The organism is Sporichthya polymorpha DSM 43042 (assembly GCF_000384115.1).
Lineage (GTDB): Bacteria > Actinomycetota > Actinomycetes > Sporichthyales > Sporichthyaceae > Sporichthya > Sporichthya polymorpha.
This window is the reverse complement of record NZ_KB913029.1, coordinates 3,207,456-3,224,674: the sequence shown is the minus strand read 5'-3', so window position 1 is coordinate 3,224,674 and position 17,219 is coordinate 3,207,456. Positions and strand designations below refer to the sequence as shown.

Here is a 17,219-nt window from a genome sequence, read left to right as displayed (position 1 = left end):
AGATTTGTCGAGCGAGGAGAGAGCCCATGAGCCTCACTGTGGCCGGACGCTCCGCACCTCGGATTCTCGTCGTCGGCGCGAGCCAGGGCATGGGACGCGCCGCGGCGTTGCGGCTCGCATCCGGCGGTGCGCGCGTGGCGCTCGTGGCCCGGACGCCGGCCGATCTCGACGCCGTCGCGAAGGACGTCTCCGCTGCCGGCGCGGTGGACGTCCTCACCGTCCCGACCGACGTGACCGACCCCGCCGCGGTGGTCACCGCCGTCGACGCACCCCTTCAGCGCTGGGGCGGGCTCGACGGTCTGGTCAACGCGGTCGGGCTGTGCGAGCCGGTGGACGGCGGGTTCCTGGAGACCGACGACGGTCACTGGCAACGGGCGTTCGACGCGGTGCTGCTCTACGCGGTGCGGACGTGCCGCGCGGCGCTCCCCCACCTGCTCGACGGCGGTGGGGCGATCGTCAACGTGTCGGCCATGTCGAGCCGGCACTACCTGCCGATGATGCCGCACTACTCCTCGCAGAAACTGGCGCTCGCTCACCTGACGAAGAATCTGGCGAAGGAGTTCGGCGCTCGCGGGATCCGGACGAACGCGGTCATGCCGGGCATGGTCTCCTCCGACGCGGTGGCGCGGCGCAAGGCGGCCGCGATGGCCGAGCACGGCTGGGACGACGAGCAGTTCTTCGACTACGTCAACACGAAGTACTCCCAGTGCACGTGGGGCGGCCGACTCGGGCAGCCGGACGAGGTCGGGGCCGCGATCGCCTGGCTGATCTCCGACGACGCGTCCTACGTCAACGGGGCCTGGTTGCCGGTCGACGGTGGTTCGACGTTCTGACCACCACCCGGCCCGGGCCACGTCACACGCGAGGTGAATGGGAAATGGTTCCCCCTCTTGGCACAATGCGACGCATGACGGGCCGGCAGGGAACGACCTTCGGGTCCGCACGTCGACGCGTCAGTCTGCCCAAGGCCGCCGACCTCGTCGCCGACGACCTGCGCCGCGAGATCGCGTCCGGCACCTTCGCCGACGGCGAGCTCCTCCCGCCCGGGACCGTGCTGCTGGAGCGCTACGGCATCTCGCGCCCGACGCTGCGTGAGGCGCTGCGGGTACTCGCGTCCGAGAACCTGATCAGCCTCTCCGCCCGGACCCAGGGCGCGCGGGTGACGCTGCCGTCGACCGACGTCGCCGCCAACTACGCGGGCGTGCTCATGCAGCTGCGCGGCACGACGCTGCTCGACCTGGAACGGACGCGGGCGGTGATCGAGCCCCCGGCCGCACGGCTGCTCGCGGAGGCCGAGGACCGCAAGGCCGCCCTCGACAAGCTGCGCGCCGCCCTCGACACCGAGAAGCAGGCCATCGCCTCCGGCGACGCCGTCGCCGCCGGCCGCGCGGCACTGGACTTCCACGACGCCGTCGTCGAACTGTCCGGCAACATCACGTTGGCAACCACGTTCGCGCTCGTGCAGTCGGTGGTGCAGCGGCACCAGGACCTGCGGCTGTCCGAAGGCTCCGACCCCTCCGATCACGAGGCCCACCTGCGCAACCTCGGCATTGCGAACCGCGCGCACGCCAAGCTGATCCGGCTCATCGAGGCCGGCGACGCCGACGGCACCGAGGCGCACTGGCGCACCCACGCCGAGCTCGTTGCCGAGGCGCTGGTGGAGAACGACGACGCCCGCCGCATCGTGGACATCGTCTGATGGCCCGTAAGGAACCCGGGGCGCCGGGCGACGACGACATCCCCGCCAGCGCCACCGCCGACGCCCGCCGGCTCGCGCGTGACCTGCGCCGGCAGATCGTCACCGGCGAGCTTCCCGCCGGCACGCGCCTCGCGGCCGAGCCCGAGCTGCAGGAGCAGTTCGACGTCTCCCGCGCGACGCTGCGCTCGGCGTTCCGCGTCCTCGAGGCCGAGGGCCTGGTGCGCATCCACCGCGGGGCACGCGGGGGCGCGGAGGTCACGCACCCCAGCGCCGAGGCCGCGGCCCGCTACTTCGGTCTCGTTCTGCAGTCCCGCGGCACGCGACTCGAGGACTTCGCCTACGCCCGCACCGTGCTGGAGCCGCACGCCGCGGCCCTCGCCGCCGAGCACGCGACACCCGAGGACGTCGCCCGCCTGCGCGCCGCCCTCGAGACCGAGAACGCCGCGCTCGCCTCCGGCGACCTCGAGGAGTTCCTCGCCGCGACCGTCGCCTTCCACGGCCTGGTCGCGGAGATCGGCAAGTCCTCGACGCTCTGGGTGATCATGGATCTGATCGACGGCGTCCTGCAGCGGCACGCGGAAGGCCGCATCCGCGCCGGCCGCAACACCGATCCCGAGCTCCGCAAGGACAAGACCCACGCCCAGCTCGTCGCCGCGATCGAGTCCGGCGACGTCGACGCCGCCCGCGAGATCTGGGCCAAGCACGCGCAGCAGCTCGGCGCCGCGATGGTGAAGAACTCCTCCGGCCGGGACGCCCGCCTCTTCGCCTGACCGCAACGTCCGAAGATGTGGCTGCTATTGCGACCACATCTTCGGACGTTGTGCCGGGATCAGCCGTCGGCCAGCGCCTCGTCGAAGGAGCGGATCTTGTCCTCGCGGATGCGGTCGCCGAAGGTCTCGAGCCAGCTGAAGCCGAGCTTGACCTCACGGTCGTCGCCGACGCGCTGGGTGTGGCCGGCCTGGGCGCGGTAGCCGCCCCAGCGGGCCTTGGTGAACCCGGACAGCGGGGCCTCCAGCTCGAACACCCACCGCTTGCCGTCGGCGGCGCGCCAGGTCTGCCGCGTGCAGTAGTCGTCCTCGCCGAGATCGAGGCCGGCCGTGACGTTGCTGTCGCAGGAGACCGGACCGTCGGCGCTGCCGACGCCCGTGAAGTTGAACCCGTGGCGGCCGAGGCACAGGTGGCCCCACTCGATGCTGCCGTCGGTGTACTCGTTGGCGAAGGCCTGCCAGCCGAGCTGGAGGTCCTGAAAGACGCGGTACTCCTTCCAGTCGTGGCCGGGGGCCCAGTAGGCGTGGTCGAGGAAGACGAAGCCCTCGACCTCGTCGCCCTTCACGGTGCCCTTCACCTTGTAGAGCTCGCTGATGTACAGCAGCGGCTCGGCGACGTCGGGGGCGTAGATCTGGATGCCGGGGCCGACGAGCTTGCCGTCGAGGGCGAGGACGTCGTCACCCTCGGTCCAGGTGAACTCGCCGGCGCGGAGGGCGAACTTGTACGACAGGCCGCCCTTGCCGATCTTCTCCATCATCTGGCCCGCCAGGACGTACTCGTCGTCGCCGTAGGACCGCTTGACCTCGCCGCGCACGGTCTCGGCCGAGATCTCGTCGATCTCGACGGAGCCGTCGAGCGCCTTCATCAGCCACAGGCCGGCCGTCATCGGCCCGATGAACTTGCGCTCGAAGACGTGCAGGGTGCCGTCGGCCTCGCGCCAGCCGCCGTAGAGGTAGACGACCTGCTCGGTCAGCCCGAACGGCGTGTTCGACGGAAGGTGGATCCTCAGGTCGGGGTCGTAGGAGGCGGTGATCGCTTTGAAGTTGAGCGACCCGATGCCTTGAGCCATGCCGGTACCTTCCGTGACGGGTGATCAGATCGATTTGTTACGAGCGGCGGCGATGCGTTCCGCCGCCTCGGTCAGCTCCTGCACACGTTGGTCGTCGCCGCGCTCGCGCGCGCGCCGGATCTCCTCCGCGAGCCGCTCCGAGGCCTCGGCGATCGTGAGCAGGTCCTCGTCGTCCCAGTCGGACGCCCCGAGGCTCTTCTCGGACGGGGAGTCGGTCATGCCGCGGCTCGCGGGAAGCGGAACAGCTCGCGTGCGTTGGTCTCCACGATCCGCCGGACGTCGGAGTCGGGGACGTCGGCGAAGACCTCCTCGGCGACCTTGCGGCTGTTCGGCCAGTTCGAGTCCGAGTGCGGGTAGTCGCACTCCCAGAGCATGTTCGCCACACCCACCGACTCGCGCACCGCGAGGCCGTGCTTGTCCTCGATGAAGCAGGCGTAGACGTTGCGGCGGAACAGCTCAGAGGGCCGGACCTCCTGGTTCACGTTCTGGTAGAAGCGGTGCCGCTCCCACACGTAATCCGCCCGCTCGAGGATGTAGGGGATCCACCCGATCCCACCCTCGGACAGCGCCACCTTCAGGTCCGGGTGCTGGTGGAACACCGGCGAGAACAGCAGGTCCACCACCGCGGACATCGAGTTCGTCCCGAACAGCGTGATGCTCACCGCCAGCGGCCCGTCCGGCGACGGCCGCGGGGACTGCCCCGAGGTCCCGAAGTGCAACGACAGCGGCAACTGACGCTCCGCCGCCGCCCGCCACACCGGGTCCCAGTGCGGGTCGTGCAGCGACGGCAGTCCCAGCGGGTAGGTGTTCTCCGGGAACGAGATCGTGCGCGAGCCCAGATCCGCCGTCCGGTGGATCTCCGCGACGCACGCGTCCACGTCCCACAGCGGCAGGATCGAGAGCGGGATGTACCGATGCGGGTCGGCCGCGCACCACTCCTCGATCAGGAAGTCGTTGTAGGCGCGCACGCACGCCAGCGCGACCTCACGGTCCTCGCCCTCCAGGAACACCGTCCCCGCGAACCGCGGGAACGACGGGAAGCACAGCGCGGCCTGGACGCCGTCCAGATCCATGTCCGCCAGCCGCTGCTTCGGGTCGTAACAACCCGGCAGCATCTCGTCGAAGCGCGCCGGATCGATGTTCCACTCCGACGGGTCCTTGCCCGCCACCGCGTTCAACCCGATCTGCGGATAGCGCCGCCCCTGGTACTCCCACACCTGACTCGGCGGACCGCCGGACTCCCGCGGCACCTCGACGATGTGCGGCGCCACCTGCGCCCACTTCGCCGGCAGCCGGTCCGCCCACACCCGCGGATGCTCGATCAGATGATCGTCCACGGAGATCAGCTGCATGTCCGGCTGGAGTGGCATGACGGTCCGGGCCCCCGGGTCAAAGGGAAAATGATTGCTGGTTCGAGCGTAACCCGCCGGGGGCGATCCGCCTAGAGGTGCGGATGCGAATCATTTCCTCTGGCCGGGTAGATTCGGACTGAACCGAGGGAGGGAGCACGGCATGCGGGAGACGACGCTGGCGGTCGCATCGGGGGCGGGGCGGACGCTGTTCGGGGCACTGGCGCTCGCCGATCCGCCGACCATCGCCAAGCTCGGCGACTTCCAGCTCGATCACCCGACGGCTCAGTTCATGACGCGGCTGTTCGGCGCCCGCGACGTCGTCCTCGGCGCGATGACGATCCTGCCGTCGACCCGCCGGTTCGCCCTCACCGCCGGCCTGCTCTGCGACGTTCTGGACGCCGGCTCCGGCCTGCTGCTCGCCCGCGAGGGCGCGTCCACCCGCGCCAAGCTCGGCACGATCGGCGGCCCGATCCCCTTCATCGTCGCCGGCGCCCTCGCCCTCCGCGCCGGGAAGCGCTGACGCCCCGCCCGCGGGCTCCGCGGTGATCGGCTGGATCGACGCCACCGCCGGCGCCGCCGGCGACATGCTGCTCGGCGCCCTGATCGACGTCGGCGTCCCGTTGTCCGTGCTGCAGACCGCGGTCGACGCCGTCGCTCCCGAGCCGATCCGACTGCGCCGTGAGCAGGTCGTCCGCGGCGGCGTCGCCGCGACCAAGTGCCACGTCGACTTCGCCCCGAGCGACACGCACCGGCCGTGGGCGAGCATTCGAGAGCGACTCCTGGCCGCCGACCTGCCGGACGGCGTGCGCGACCGCGCCCTGGCCGCCTTCGAGCGCCACGCCCGCGCGGAGTCGGAGGCGCGCGACATCGCCCTCGACGACGTCGACTTCTTCGAGGTGCTGGACTCGTTCGCCGACATCGTCGGGGTCTGCGCCGGGTTCGAGCACCTGGCCCTGGAGTCGCTGACGGTGTCGACGATCGCGGTCGGGGCCCGGGTCGTCGCGGGTCCGCCCGACTCCCTGCCCCTGCCCGGCCGCGTCGTCACCCGGGTGCTGCGCGACGTCCCGACGACGGCGGGCCCCATGCCCCGCGGGAGCTGCACCCCGACGGGCGCGGCGCTGCTCCGGACCCTCGCCGACTCGTTCGGCCCCCAGCCGCCGATGACCGTCCGTGCCGAAGGCATCGGCGCCGGCACCGACGACCCCCACACCCACCCCAACGTCGTCCGCCTCCTCCTCGGCGACTGACCCCCCACCCATGGGGGTGACACCCCCTTGTCGCCGCGACCAAAGGGGTGACACCCCTCGGTGACGGAGGACAAAGGGGTGACACCCCTCATGGATCCGGCCTGACCGACTGGATATGTCATGTCCAGTGACGAGCCTTCCCTCTGGCCTGGGGCCGGGGTACGGTGCGGGATTACTGACGTAGAGCGTTCTGTAATTCGACCCCGGGAGGCCTGCCCGTGCGAACCGTCGCCACCGAGCTGCTGGGGATCGAGCACCCGTTGATCGGGTTCAGCCGCTCCCCCGGGGTGGTCGCGGCGGTGAGCCGGGCGGGTGGGCTCGGCGTCCTGGGCGCGACGGCGTACACGCCGGAGCAACTCGACGCCCAGCTGACCTGGATCACCGAGCAGGTCGAGGGCAAGCCCTTCGGCGTCGACGTCCTGATCCCGGCGAAATCCGTGCCCGGCGACCCGGCGAACCTCATCGCGAGCCTGCGGGCCCAGATCCCTGCGGCGCACATCCGGTTCGTCGACGAACTCCTTGCCAAGTACGAGATCCCCGCCGACGCCGGCAAGGCGCTGTTCACCGACGACCTGATGGCGGGGCTGGCCGGCAACGGCGCCGAAGCCCTGCTCGAGGTCGCGTTCCGGCACCCCCTCGCGCTCGTCGCCAACGCGCTCGGCCCGGCCCCGGAGCCGATGCTCAGACTCGGCCGCGAACACGGGGTGCCGGTGGCGGCGCTGGTGGGATCGCCGAAGCACGCGCAGCAACAACTCGAACGCGGCGTCGACCTGCTCATCGCGCAGGGCACCGAGGCCGGCGGCCACACCGGCACGATCGCCACGATGGTCCTCACCCCCGAGATCGTCGAACTCGCCGGGGACACCCCGGTCCTGGCCGCCGGCGGCATCGCCAGCGGTGCCCAGATGGCCGCGGCCCTGGCGCTCGGCGCGGCCGGGGTGTGGTGCGGGTCGGTGTGGCTGCGGTCCGAGGAGGACATCACCCCGCGCGAGATCAAGGAGAAATTCCTCGCCGCCGGCAGCAGCTCGACCCTCCGGTCCCCGACGCGGACGGGCAAGCCGGCCCGGCAGTTGCGCTCCGCGTGGCACGACGCGTGGGAGTCCTCCGACGCCCCGCCGCCGCTGCCGATGCCGCTGCAGCCGCTGCTGGTCAACGACGCCTGGAACCGCATCGACGCCGCGGCCGAGGCGGGCCACCCCGGCGCGCTCGAACTGGAGTCGTTCTTCATCGGCCAGGTCGTCGGCCGGTTCCGGCAGCTGGAGCCCGCGTACGACATCGCGACCGGGATGATCCGCGACTGCGAGGCGCGCCTCCGCGAAGTGGCGGCCCTGGTGACGCCGTGAGCACAGGGACGACGACGGCGACGACCGACGCCGCGATGAGCGCCTCGGCAGCCGCGCTGCTCGCCGGCACCTGGACGCCGCAGGATCCGAGTTCCGACGCCCTCGCGCAGATCTGGGAGTTGGGCGCCAAGGCCGGCTGGTTCGACCTCGAGGGCGAGGGGTCGGCCGCCGCGCTGGTCGCGATCGCCGACGCGCTGGGCCGCGTCGCCTGCCCCGTCGCGGTCGCCGACGCCTACGTCGCCGCACGGTTGCTCCCCGCCGACCTCGCGGACGCGGTCCGCCGGGGCGACCTCCGGCTCGCGGTCGTGCCTTCCCTGGCCGACGGGGTCCGCGGCCTGGAGGCGGCGTCGGTGCTCACCCACGTCCTGGTGATCGGGGACGGCGCGGTCGATCTGCAGCCGGTGCGCGTCACCGGCGTCGAGCCGGGGACCGCGCGGCCGGAGTGGGGCGTCGGCGACCTGGAGCCGGCGGTCTGGTCCGCCGACCCGGGGGTCGCCGTCACCGACGCGGCCCGGACGCAGCTGCGGCTCGCGCTCGCGGCCCGCGCCGCCGGCGGGGCGGCCCGGTTGCACGAGCTCGCCGTCGATCACGCGAAGACCCGGAAGCAGTTCGGCCGTGTCATCGGCACGTTCGGTGCCGTGCAGCAGCGGACCGCCACGGCCGCGATCGCCGTCGCCGGGGCCGCGCTGCTGCTCCAGGACGCCGTCCGCGCCCTGGAAAGCGGCGCCGGCGACTGGGAGTTCCGCGCCGAACTGGCGGTCCGTCACATTGCGGAGTCCGCCCGTGCCGTCCTGCTCGCCGCGCACCACACGCTGGGCGCGATCGGGTACTTCTCCGAGCACGTCGGGCCCTGGCTGTTCCGCCGGGTGCACGCGGACCTGGCCCAGTGCGCCGCGCTGGCTCCGACCGCCGGCTCGGTGACCGACCGGCTCCTGGCCGGGGCCACGATGCCCGCCATCGGCGACGACGCCGAAGAGTTCCGCGCCGAGGTCCGCGCCGTCATCGCCAGTCTCCGCCGGCCGAACGGCACCTACGACCGCGACGCGGCGGTGGCCGCCCTCGTCGACCGCGGCTGGCTCGGGATGGCGTGGCCGCCGGCTCTCGGTGGCCGCTCCGCGCCGCTGGACGAACTCGCCGTCCTCCAGCACGAGTTCACCTACGCCCGGGCCCCGGTCGAGATCGAGCTGGCCTCGGTCCTCATCGTCGGCGACGCCATCGTCGCCCACGGCACGCCGGCGCAGCAGGCGCAGTTCCTCCCCCTCGTGCGCGAGGGCCGGATGCGCTTCTGCCTCGGCTACTCCGAGCCCGAGACCGGCTCCGACCTCGCGTCGCTGCGCACCCGCGCGACCCGCGTCGACGGTGCGTGGGAGATTTCCGGGCAGAAGATCTGGACGACCCGCGCGGACGTCGCCGACTGGATCTGGCTCGCGGCGCGCACCGACCCGACCGCCACCCCGCCCCACGCGGGCATCACGGTGTTCCTCGTCCCCACGTCGGCGCCCGGTGTGACGATCCGTCCGATGACCGCGCTGTCCGGCGAGACTGCGGCCACCGTGTTCCTCGACGATGTGCTCGTGAGCGACGACGCCGTCATCGGCGAGGTGAACGGCGGCTGGAGGGTCATCACATCCGCCCTCGCCGGGGAACGCGTGCTGATGGGCGGGATCGCCGCGCTGCTCCAGCGGGTCCTCGACGACGTCGTCGCCGCGGGCCGCCGGGACCCCGACCTGCTCGGACCCCGCGGCTCCGCGAGCCGCGCCGCCCTCGACTCGGTCGCCGCCGAACTCCAGGCCCTGCACGCCCTCGTCCGCACCGCTCTCGGCTCCACTCCGCAGGCGCGCCTGGCTGCTCCGATGGCCGGCGTCCTCGGCGGGGAACTGGCCGAACGGTTCGGCGGGATCCTGCTCGACGTCCTCGGCCCCGACGCCCTCCGCGCCGACGGCCCCGCCGGCCCGTGGCCCGAGTACCTGAATCGACTCGCCCCGATGTACGTCATCGGCGGCGGGACCAACGACATCCAGCGCGGCCTCATCGCCCGGGGGGTCGGCCTCCCCCGTTGACCGCCCGTCGTCCAACAGTGAGCGAGGACCACATGATCGACCCGAGCACCCCCGTACTCGTCGGCGTCGGCCAGAGTTCCGAACGCGTCGGCGACCCCGGCTTCGCCGCGCTCTCGCCGATCGCGCTCGCGGTGGCCGCCGCGCAGGAAGCCCTCACCGACACCGGCCGGGAGCCGGCGGAGATCGCCCCGCTTGTCGACGTCGTCGCGACGACCCGTCAGTTCGAGAATTCGACCCCGATGGCCAAGGCGCCGTTCGGACAGTCGACGAACTTTCCGCGCTCGGTCGCCTCGCGGCTGAGGGCCGACCCGCGCCGCGCGGTGCTCGAAGTCGTCGGCGGTCAGGGCCCGCAGAAGCTGGTCAACGAGTTCGCGGCCGAGATCGCGGCCGGCCGGGCGTCCTGGGTCCTGCTGGCCGGGGCGGAGGCAATCTCGACGGCCCGTCACCTGCAGGAGACCGGGACCGCGGCGGACTGGTCCGACGATCCGGGCGGTGACCTGGAGGACCGGGGCTGGGCGCTCGAAGGCCTGCTCACCTACGCCCAGATGCTCCACGGACTCATCGACGCCCCCAGCCAGTACGGCCTCGTCGAGAACGCCCGCCGCGGCCGCCTCGCGCTGGGGCGCGACGAGTACCGCCGGGCGATGGGCGAGTTGTTCGCGCCGTTCACGACTGTCGCGGCGAAGAACCCGCACGCGGTGTTCCGCGAGGAGCTCGATGCCGCGACGCTGTCGACCGTCGACGAACGCAACCGCCTCATCGCCTCCCCCTTCCCGCGCTTCCTCGTCTCCCGCGACCTGGTCAACCAGGGCGCCGCGATCCTGCTGACCTCGCTCGGGGAGGCCCGGCGCCTCGGGATCGACGAGGACCGGATCGTCTACCTCGCTGGGTACGCGGACCTGCGCGAGGTGACGCTGTTCGAGCGGCCCGACCTGTCGGTCGCGCCGAGCGCACCGGCCGCCGTCCGGCACGCGCTGGCGGTGGCGAACAAGTCCCTCGACGACGTCAGCTGCTTCGACCTCTACAGCTGCTTCCCGATCGCGGTCTCGAACGTCCTGGACACGCTCGGGCTCTCGCCCAACGACCCGCGCGGGTTCACCCTCACCGGCGGGCTCTGCTTCTTCGGCGGCGCCGGGAACAACTACTCGGCCCACGCGATCGCCGAAGCCGTCACCCGCGCCCGGTCCGAACCCGGCTCGCTCGCCCTGGTCGCGGCGAACGGCGGCGTGCTGTCCAAGTACTCCGTCGGGCTCTACACGACCACCCCCAGCCCGTGGCAGCCGCCGAGCAGCGCCCACACCCAGGAGGAACTCGACGCCGTCCCCCGCGTCGCCACCGTCGCGGCGCCCAACGGCTGGGCCCGGCTGGAGACGTGGACGGTCAAGTACGGCCGGTCCGGGGCACACGCGATCGTCGTCGGCCGCCTCGAGGCGGACGGTCGCCGCTTCGTCGCGACCGGCATGCCCGGCGACGACGACCTGCTCCAGGTCCTCGAAGGTGAGGACAACCCCGTCGGCACCCGGATCTACGTCCGCGCCACCGGAGCGAACAACCGCGTCGCGCTCAGCCGGGCCGCCCTGGAGCGGCGCCTGCCGGCCCGGCCCGTCGGGTTCCGCGACTCCTACGAGTTCGCCACGGTCGAACGGCGCGGCCGCCTGCTCGAGGTGACCATCAACCGGCCCGACCTGCGCAACTCGCTGCACCCGCCGGCCAACGAAGAGCTCGAGGACATCTGGAACGCCTACTTCGCCGACCCGGAGCTGTGGGTCGCGATCGTCACCGGCGCCGGGGACGAGGCGTTCTGCGCCGGCAACGACCTGATCTACAGCGCCTCCGGCAAGCCGACGTACCTGCCGGTGACCGGCTTCGGCGGCTTGACGGGGCGTCAGAACATGAGCAAGCCCGTCATCGCCGCGGTCAACGGGTACGCCCTCGGCGGCGGGTGCGAGATCGCGCTGGCCTGCCACCTGATCGTCGCCGACGAGCGGGCGACGTTCGGGCTCAGCGAGGTCAAGGTCGGCGTCTTCGCCGGGGCGGGCGGGCTCGTCCGGTTGCCCCGCCGCATCCCGCCCAACGTGGCGAACGAACTCATCCTCACCGGCCGCCGCATGAACGCCGAGGAGGCCCGCGGCTGGGGTCTGGTCAACCGCGTCACCCCCGCGGGGGAATCGCTGCGCGTCGCTCGCGAACTCGCCGACGAGATCCTCACCGCCTCCCCCACGTCGGTGCGCCTGTCGCTGCAGGCGATGGAGGCGATGCGCGGTGACCCCGACGAGGTCCGAGCGCAGGAGCGGCAGTCCGCCGTGGCCGACGCGCTGATGGTCAGCGCGGACATGATGGAGGGGATGACGGCCTTCGCCCAGAAGCGTGCCCCGCGGTGGAGGAACCGATGAGCGCGAACGCCGACCTGATCTCGGGCCGCGAGTTCTACCTCCGGCTGATCAGGAAGCTGAGCCACCGCGGGGTCCTCCCGGCACTGATCAAGCTCCAGCGTCTGTCCGACTCCGAGCAGGACTCGATGGGCGCTCTCCTGGAGCGCCGCGCCGCCGAGACCCCGACCCAGGTCGGGCTGCGGTTCGAGGACGAGGTCTACACCTGGGCCGAGATCAACGAGTGGTCGAACCGGTGCGCGCACGCCCTCAAAGCCGTCGGCGTCGGCAAGGGTGACGTCGTCGCCATCTTCCTGACGAACCGTTCGACCTACATCCCGGTCGCGATGGGCGCGCTCAAACTGGGAGCGATCGGGGCGCTGATCAACATCGGCCTGCAGGGCGACGTCCTCGCGAACAGCCTTCGCAAGGCCGCCCCCAAGGCCCTGGTGGTCGGTGAGGAACTGCTCCCGAGTCTGCAGACGATCCCCGAGACCGAGCTGCCGGCCGAGTGCTTCCTCGCCGAGGAGGCCGGGAGCACCCCGCTGCCGGCGGGCTTTCGGTCCCTGACCGCGGCCACCGAGTCCGCGGCGTCGACGAGCCTGCCGGAGACCGCCGCCGTCTCGTTCGGCGACCCGGCGTTCTACGTGTACACCTCGGGCACGACCGGCATGCCGAAGTGCGCGATCAACAAGCACCGCCGCCTGTTCATGGGCGGCCTGTTCGCCGGCAAGGCGTTGCGCGAGATCGGTCCGGACGACGTCATCTACTGCCCGCTGCCGATGTACCACGTCACCGCGCTGATGGGCGGCTGGTTCGCCTGCCTGTTCACCGGCGCGACGTTCGCCCTCGCGCGCGGGTTCTCGGCGTCGAACTTCTGGAACGACATCCGCAAGCACAACGCGACCGGCTTCAACTACGTCGGGGAGATGGCGCGGTACCTGTGGAACCAGCCGCCCTCACCGGACGACCGCAACCACCGCGTCACCAACATGATGGGCGCCGGCCTACGGCACGAGATCTGGGACGACTTCAAGGCCCGGTTCGGCATCGACGCGGTCTACGAGGTGTACGGCGGTTCGGAGTCGCCGGCCGGGTTCGTCAACCTGTTCAACTTCGACCGCACCTGCGGGTGGTCACCCCGCGGCATGAAGGTCGCGGCGTGGGACCACGAACGGAACGACATCGTGCGTGGCACGGACGGTCGCGGGATCGCGCTGAAGCCGGGCGGCCGCGGCGTCCTGCTCCAGCAGATCTCCGCCCACCAGCAGTTCGACGGGTACACCGACCCGGAGGCGACGCAGAGCAAGATCCTGCGCGACGTGTTCAAACCCGGCGACCGCTGGTTCAACTCCGGCGACCTGGTCCTGAATCAGGGTCACGGACACATCCAGTTCGTCGACCGGCTCGGTGACACGTTCCGCTGGCACGCCGAGAACGTCGCCACCACCGAGGTCGAGGGTGTGATCAACGGCTTCGCCGGCATCCTCGAGGCGATCGTCTACGGCGTCGAGGTGCCCGCGATGGAGGGCCGCGCCGGCATGGCTCGGCTCGTGGTCGAGGAACCGGCGACCTTCGACCTCGCCGGCCTCGCGCGGCACATGCGCGCCGGTCTGCCGGAGTTCGCGGTGCCACGCTTCCTTCGCCTGACCAACTCCCAGACCGACGTCACCGGGACGTTCCGCTACAAGAAGGCCGACCTCAAGGACGAGGGCTTCCGACCGCCGGGCGGCGACCGTGTCGTGCTCGTTGCGCCGGGGTCGGACCCGCAGGACCTGACCGACGACGTCGAGGCCCGGATCCGGTCGGGCGAGATCCGGCTGTGAGCACTCCCGCTGTCACCAACTCCGGCCCCGGTCGGCCGCCGGACCCCGGGCTGGCCGACCGCGTCCACCGTGCGGCCTGCCGGGTCTACGGCCGGCACGGCTGGCGCGGCTTCACGATCGAGGCGGTCGCCAAGGAGGCCGCCGTCGGCAAGGCGTCGATCTACGCGCGGTGGTCCTCCAAGGAGGATCTGCTGACGGAGTCGCTCGCCGCGCAGGTCGCGTTCCGCAGCGACGTCGACACCGGCGACATCCGGTCCGACCTGACGGTCCTCGCGCAGGCGGTCTTCGACTTCTACGACGGCGAGTACGGCGCCGCGGCCCTGCGTCTGCTCGGCGAGGCCCGGCTGAACCCCGACCTCGGGATCCGGTTCGAGGCGTTCCGCGACGACGCCATCCGCGCCGCGCGCAAGGTGGTCCGTCGCGCCATGGACCGCGGCGAGGTGTCCCGCGAGACCGACGTCAGCGCGCTGCTCGTCGCGATCTTCGGCGGCGTGATCATGCAGGTCGTCAGCACACCGATCCCCCCGACCAAACGTCAGCGCGTCACCGCAGCGCGTGACGTCTCCGCCCTGGTCGATCTCGTCCTCAAGGGGGTTCAGACATGACGGCCAGACATGACGGAGGGCCAGACATGACCGCGGTCCGGACCGAGCACACCGCCGACGAACTGCGCGCGGCCTACGACCGGCAGCGGGCCGCGTTCGTGGCCGAGGGTCCCCCGTCGGTGGCGGTCCGACGGGATCGCATCGACCGCCTGACGCTGCTGCTGACCGAGAACGCCACCGCGATCGCGGACGCCGTCGGCGCCGACTTCGGGTCCCGGCCGCGGTCGACCAGCATCGTCAGCGAGGTGCTCGGGATCGTCCCGGACCTCGAACTCACGCGGGCCCGGCTCGCGACGTGGATGAAGCCGCGCCGTGTCCTGCCGGTCGCGGGCGCCCTCGGGATGCCGATCCGCGTCGAACCCAGCCCGCTCGGCGTCGTCGGCGTCATCGCGCCGTGGAACTTCCCGGTCGGGCTGCTGGCCGAGCCGGCCGCGGCGGCGTTCGCCGCCGGCAACCGTGTGATGGCCAAGGCCTCGGAGGTCACGGCGCGGACCGGCGAACTGCTCGCCGAGCTCACCCCGAAGTACTTCGACCCCGCCGAGTTCACCGTGTTCTGCGGCGGCCCGGAGACCGCGGCGGCGTTCAGTTCCCTGCCCTTCGACCACCTGTTCTTCACCGGCTCGCCCCAGGTCGGCGCGCTGGTCGCGCAGGCCGCGGCCGCGAACCTGACGCCGGTCACGCTCGAGCTCGGCGGCAAGAACCCGGCCGCGGTCGGTTCCGGCGCGGACGTCGCGAAGGTCGGGGCCCGCATCATGGCCGCGCGGCTGGCCAACGGCGGCCAGCTGTGCCTGTGCCCGGACGAGGTCTACGTCCCCCGCGCGCAGGTGCATGCGTTCGTCGACGCCGCGCAAGCCGCGGCGCGCGCCAGCTTCCCGTCGGTGCTGCACGGCGAGGGTTGGGTCAGCATCGTCAACGAGCGGAACTTCGACCGCGTCGTCGGCCTCATCGAGGACGCCGTCGCCAAGGGCGCCAAGAAGATCGAGGTCGCACCCCCGGGCGAGCGGCTTCCTGACCGGACGTCACGTCGCATCGCCCCGACGATCCTGCTCGGCGTCACGCCGGAGATGACGATCGACTCCGAGGAGGTCTTCGGCCCGGTCCTCACCGTCCACCCCTACGACCGGATCGACGACGTCATCGCACGGCTCGCCGACCGCCCCGCCCCGCTCGCGGCGTACTGGTACGGCCCGACCGGGGCGGACTTCGAGCGGTTCCGGACCCGCACCCGCAGCGGCGGCATGACGATCGACGACTTCGCCGCCCACTGCGCCGCGATGTCCGCACCGTTCGGCGGCGTCGGCCGCAGCGGTTACGGCGCGTACCACGGCAAGGCCGGTTTCGACACGTTCAGCCACCGGCGCACGGTCGTCCACAACAAGACCCCGGTCAGCGTCGCGCAAGTGATGGTCCCGCCGTACCCCCGCGGGTACGACCGCGTCGTTACCGCATCCGTCGGCCTGATGCGGAGAACCGCCCGGCGGCGCCGGGCCAAGGCCGCCGGAAAGGCGTGACCGAACCGGTGACACGGGCCCGATCCCGTGCTGCAATGCGGAAATGATTGGCGGTCGGGCCCGGCGGATGCGGCACGCGGTCGCGGGCGCGGCGGCGCTGACGCTGCTCGCCCCGACCGCGGCGGTCGCCACCGAGAACGGTCCGCGGTGCCGCGAGGTCCAGGTCGCGGTCGCGCTGACCGAGGGCGGACCGAAGGACCAGCGCATCGTCGGTGACCTCTGCGAACCGAAGGGCGTGCGGGCGACCGCGATCCAGTTGCTGGTCCACGGCATCACCTACGACGCCGGCTACTGGTCCTTCCCCGACCGCACCGGCGGGACCGATCGTTACAACTACGTCGCCCACGCGAACCGGGCCGGCTTCGCGACGCTCGCGATCGACCGGGTCGGGTCGACGCGGTCGTCCAAGCCGCTGTCCACCGACCTCACGATCGAGAGCAACGCGCACTCGGTCCATGAGGTCGTGCAGGCGATCCGCACCGGCGAGATCCGCCGCTCCGACGGCCGCCGCTTCACCAAGGTCGTCTACGTCGGCCACTCCTACGGGACGTGGACGGGTTGGTTCGAGGTCGGCCGTTACTCCGACGTCGACGCCGCGGTGTTCACCGCCGCTTCCAGCAAGGGCGCGCCCACGGCGCTCGCGAACGCGCTCGGCAACCTGTACCCGGCGATGTTCGACGAGAAGTTCCGCGACGCCGGCCTGGACCCCGGGTACCTGACGACCCTTCCGAACACCCGCTACCAGTCGTTCTACGCCCCCGCCGAGGCCGACCCCGGGGTGATCGCGCACGACGAGGCGACCAAGTCGACCGTCACGTTCTCCGAGCTCGCGAAGTTCCGCGACATCCTCACGACGAAGCACGACATCCGCGTGCCCGTGCTGCTCGTCGCCGGCGCGCAGGACAGCCTGTTCTGCCGCGAGAACTTCCACCCCTTCCCCGCGGGCGCGCAGCTCGACGCCGCGACCCGGCCCCACGAGGACCGCACGCTCCCCGAGACCGGCGACCTCACCGGCCTCCGTTTCGGCGCCACGCGGTGCGACACCCCGGAGGAGCTGATCGCCGACGAGCGCGCGCACCTCGGGTCGAACATGCCGGTCCTCGACGCCTACGTCCTCCCCGGCGCCGGGCACGACCTGAACCAGGCGCCGCGCGCCCGCGAGTTCTTCGCCTTCACCCAGCGCTGGATCCGCGCTCAGCTCGGCCGAATCCCCCGGACGTCCGACGATGTGGCTGCTATGGCAACCACATCGTCGGACGCAACGGCAGTCGTGGCCCGTCGACGGATAGGTGCCCCGTCGATAAAGGGTGTCACCCCTTGTCGACGGCGGGCGCGGGCCCGTCGATAGAGGGTGTCACCCCTCATCAACC

At 71.9% G+C, this 17,219-nt stretch carries 15 protein-coding genes; 12 read left to right on the top strand and 3 right to left on the bottom strand.

Annotated elements, in window-relative coordinates:
* Window positions 1–26 precede the first annotated feature (26 nt).
* The 3 genes from SPOPO_RS0115755 to SPOPO_RS0115745 all read left to right on the top strand — a co-directional run bounded on the left by SPOPO_RS0115755 (window position 27) and on the right by SPOPO_RS0115745 (window position 2,469).
* A complete protein-coding gene (locus tag SPOPO_RS0115755) occupies window positions 27–833 on the top strand; it encodes an SDR family NAD(P)-dependent oxidoreductase (RefSeq protein WP_019875832.1) in 807 nt (268 codons plus the stop codon).
* 74 nt (window positions 834–907) lie between these two features.
* On the top strand, window positions 908–1,699 hold the full coding sequence (locus SPOPO_RS0115750; RefSeq protein WP_019875831.1) for a FadR/GntR family transcriptional regulator: 792 nt from the start codon (window positions 908–910) through the stop codon (window positions 1,697–1,699).
* Window positions 1,699–2,469, top strand: coding sequence for a FadR/GntR family transcriptional regulator (locus SPOPO_RS0115745; RefSeq protein WP_019875829.1), 771 nt, complete (start codon window positions 1,699–1,701; stop codon window positions 2,467–2,469). Before SPOPO_RS0115750 ends, SPOPO_RS0115745 begins: the two co-directional genes overlap by 1 nt.
* Window positions 2,470–2,528: 59 nt before the next feature.
* Here the strand turns inward: SPOPO_RS0115745 and SPOPO_RS0115740 are convergent, their stop codons facing one another.
* Genes SPOPO_RS0115740 through SPOPO_RS0115730 form a run of 3 tightly spaced genes read right to left on the bottom strand, consistent with a single transcriptional unit; the run spans window position 2,529 to window position 4,906 of the window.
* The gene (locus SPOPO_RS0115740) at window positions 2,529–3,536 is read right to left on the bottom strand and encodes a hypothetical protein (protein ID WP_019875827.1); all 1,008 of its coding nucleotides are present in this window, start codon (window positions 3,534–3,536) and stop codon (window positions 2,529–2,531) included.
* A 24-nt stretch (window positions 3,537–3,560) separates the two neighbouring features.
* Window positions 3,561–3,755 (bottom strand): hypothetical protein, encoded by a 195-nt coding sequence (locus SPOPO_RS29890; RefSeq protein WP_019875826.1) that lies wholly within the window; start codon window positions 3,753–3,755, stop codon window positions 3,561–3,563.
* On the bottom strand, window positions 3,752–4,906 hold the full coding sequence (locus SPOPO_RS0115730) for an amidohydrolase family protein (RefSeq protein WP_019875825.1): 1,155 nt from the start codon (window positions 4,904–4,906) through the stop codon (window positions 3,752–3,754). Before SPOPO_RS0115730 ends, SPOPO_RS29890 begins: the two co-directional genes overlap by 4 nt.
* 142 nt (window positions 4,907–5,048) lie before the next feature.
* Between SPOPO_RS0115730 and SPOPO_RS29885 the strand changes: the two genes are divergently transcribed.
* The 9 genes from SPOPO_RS29885 (at window position 5,049) to SPOPO_RS32920 (ending at window position 17,197) form a co-directional block, all read left to right on the top strand.
* Complete coding sequence (locus SPOPO_RS29885; RefSeq protein WP_019875824.1) at window positions 5,049–5,408, top strand: hypothetical protein; 360 nt, start codon at window positions 5,049–5,051, stop codon at window positions 5,406–5,408.
* A gap of 22 nt (window positions 5,409–5,430) precedes the next feature.
* Window positions 5,431–6,135: a nickel pincer cofactor biosynthesis protein LarC gene (gene larC / locus SPOPO_RS29880; RefSeq protein WP_019875823.1), complete on the top strand. Its 705-nt coding sequence runs from the start codon at window positions 5,431–5,433 to the stop codon at window positions 6,133–6,135.
* Between the two features lie 218 nt (window positions 6,136–6,353).
* Window positions 6,354–7,478 carry a nitronate monooxygenase gene (locus tag SPOPO_RS0115715; RefSeq protein WP_019875822.1) on the top strand — a complete coding sequence of 375 codons (1,125 nt, stop codon included), beginning with the start codon at window positions 6,354–6,356 and terminating at the stop codon, window positions 7,476–7,478.
* Window positions 7,475–9,538, top strand: a complete 2,064-nt coding sequence (locus tag SPOPO_RS29875; protein ID WP_019875821.1) for an acyl-CoA dehydrogenase family protein — start codon at window positions 7,475–7,477, stop codon at window positions 9,536–9,538. The genes SPOPO_RS0115715 and SPOPO_RS29875 overlap by 4 nt, the downstream gene beginning before the upstream one ends.
* Window positions 9,539–9,570: 32 nt before the next feature.
* Window positions 9,571–11,931 carry an enoyl-CoA hydratase-related protein gene (locus SPOPO_RS0115705; protein ID WP_019875820.1) on the top strand — a complete coding sequence of 787 codons (2,361 nt, stop codon included), beginning with the start codon at window positions 9,571–9,573 and terminating at the stop codon, window positions 11,929–11,931.
* On the top strand, window positions 11,928–13,733 hold the full coding sequence (locus SPOPO_RS0115700; RefSeq protein ID WP_028984822.1) for a long-chain-acyl-CoA synthetase: 1,806 nt from the start codon (window positions 11,928–11,930) through the stop codon (window positions 13,731–13,733). The genes SPOPO_RS0115705 and SPOPO_RS0115700 overlap by 4 nt, the downstream gene beginning before the upstream one ends.
* Entirely contained in the window at window positions 13,730–14,338 is a 609-nt protein-coding gene (locus tag SPOPO_RS29870) for a TetR/AcrR family transcriptional regulator (RefSeq protein WP_019875818.1), read from the top strand. The genes SPOPO_RS0115700 and SPOPO_RS29870 overlap by 4 nt, the downstream gene beginning before the upstream one ends.
* 26 nt (window positions 14,339–14,364) lie before the next feature.
* Entirely contained in the window at window positions 14,365–15,849 is a 1,485-nt protein-coding gene (locus SPOPO_RS0115690) for an aldehyde dehydrogenase family protein (RefSeq protein ID WP_019875817.1), read from the top strand.
* A 43-nt stretch (window positions 15,850–15,892) separates the two neighbouring features.
* Window positions 15,893–17,197 (top strand): alpha/beta fold hydrolase, encoded by a 1,305-nt coding sequence (locus tag SPOPO_RS32920; RefSeq protein WP_084671154.1) that lies wholly within the window; start codon window positions 15,893–15,895, stop codon window positions 17,195–17,197.
* Window positions 17,198–17,219 lie beyond the last annotated feature (22 nt).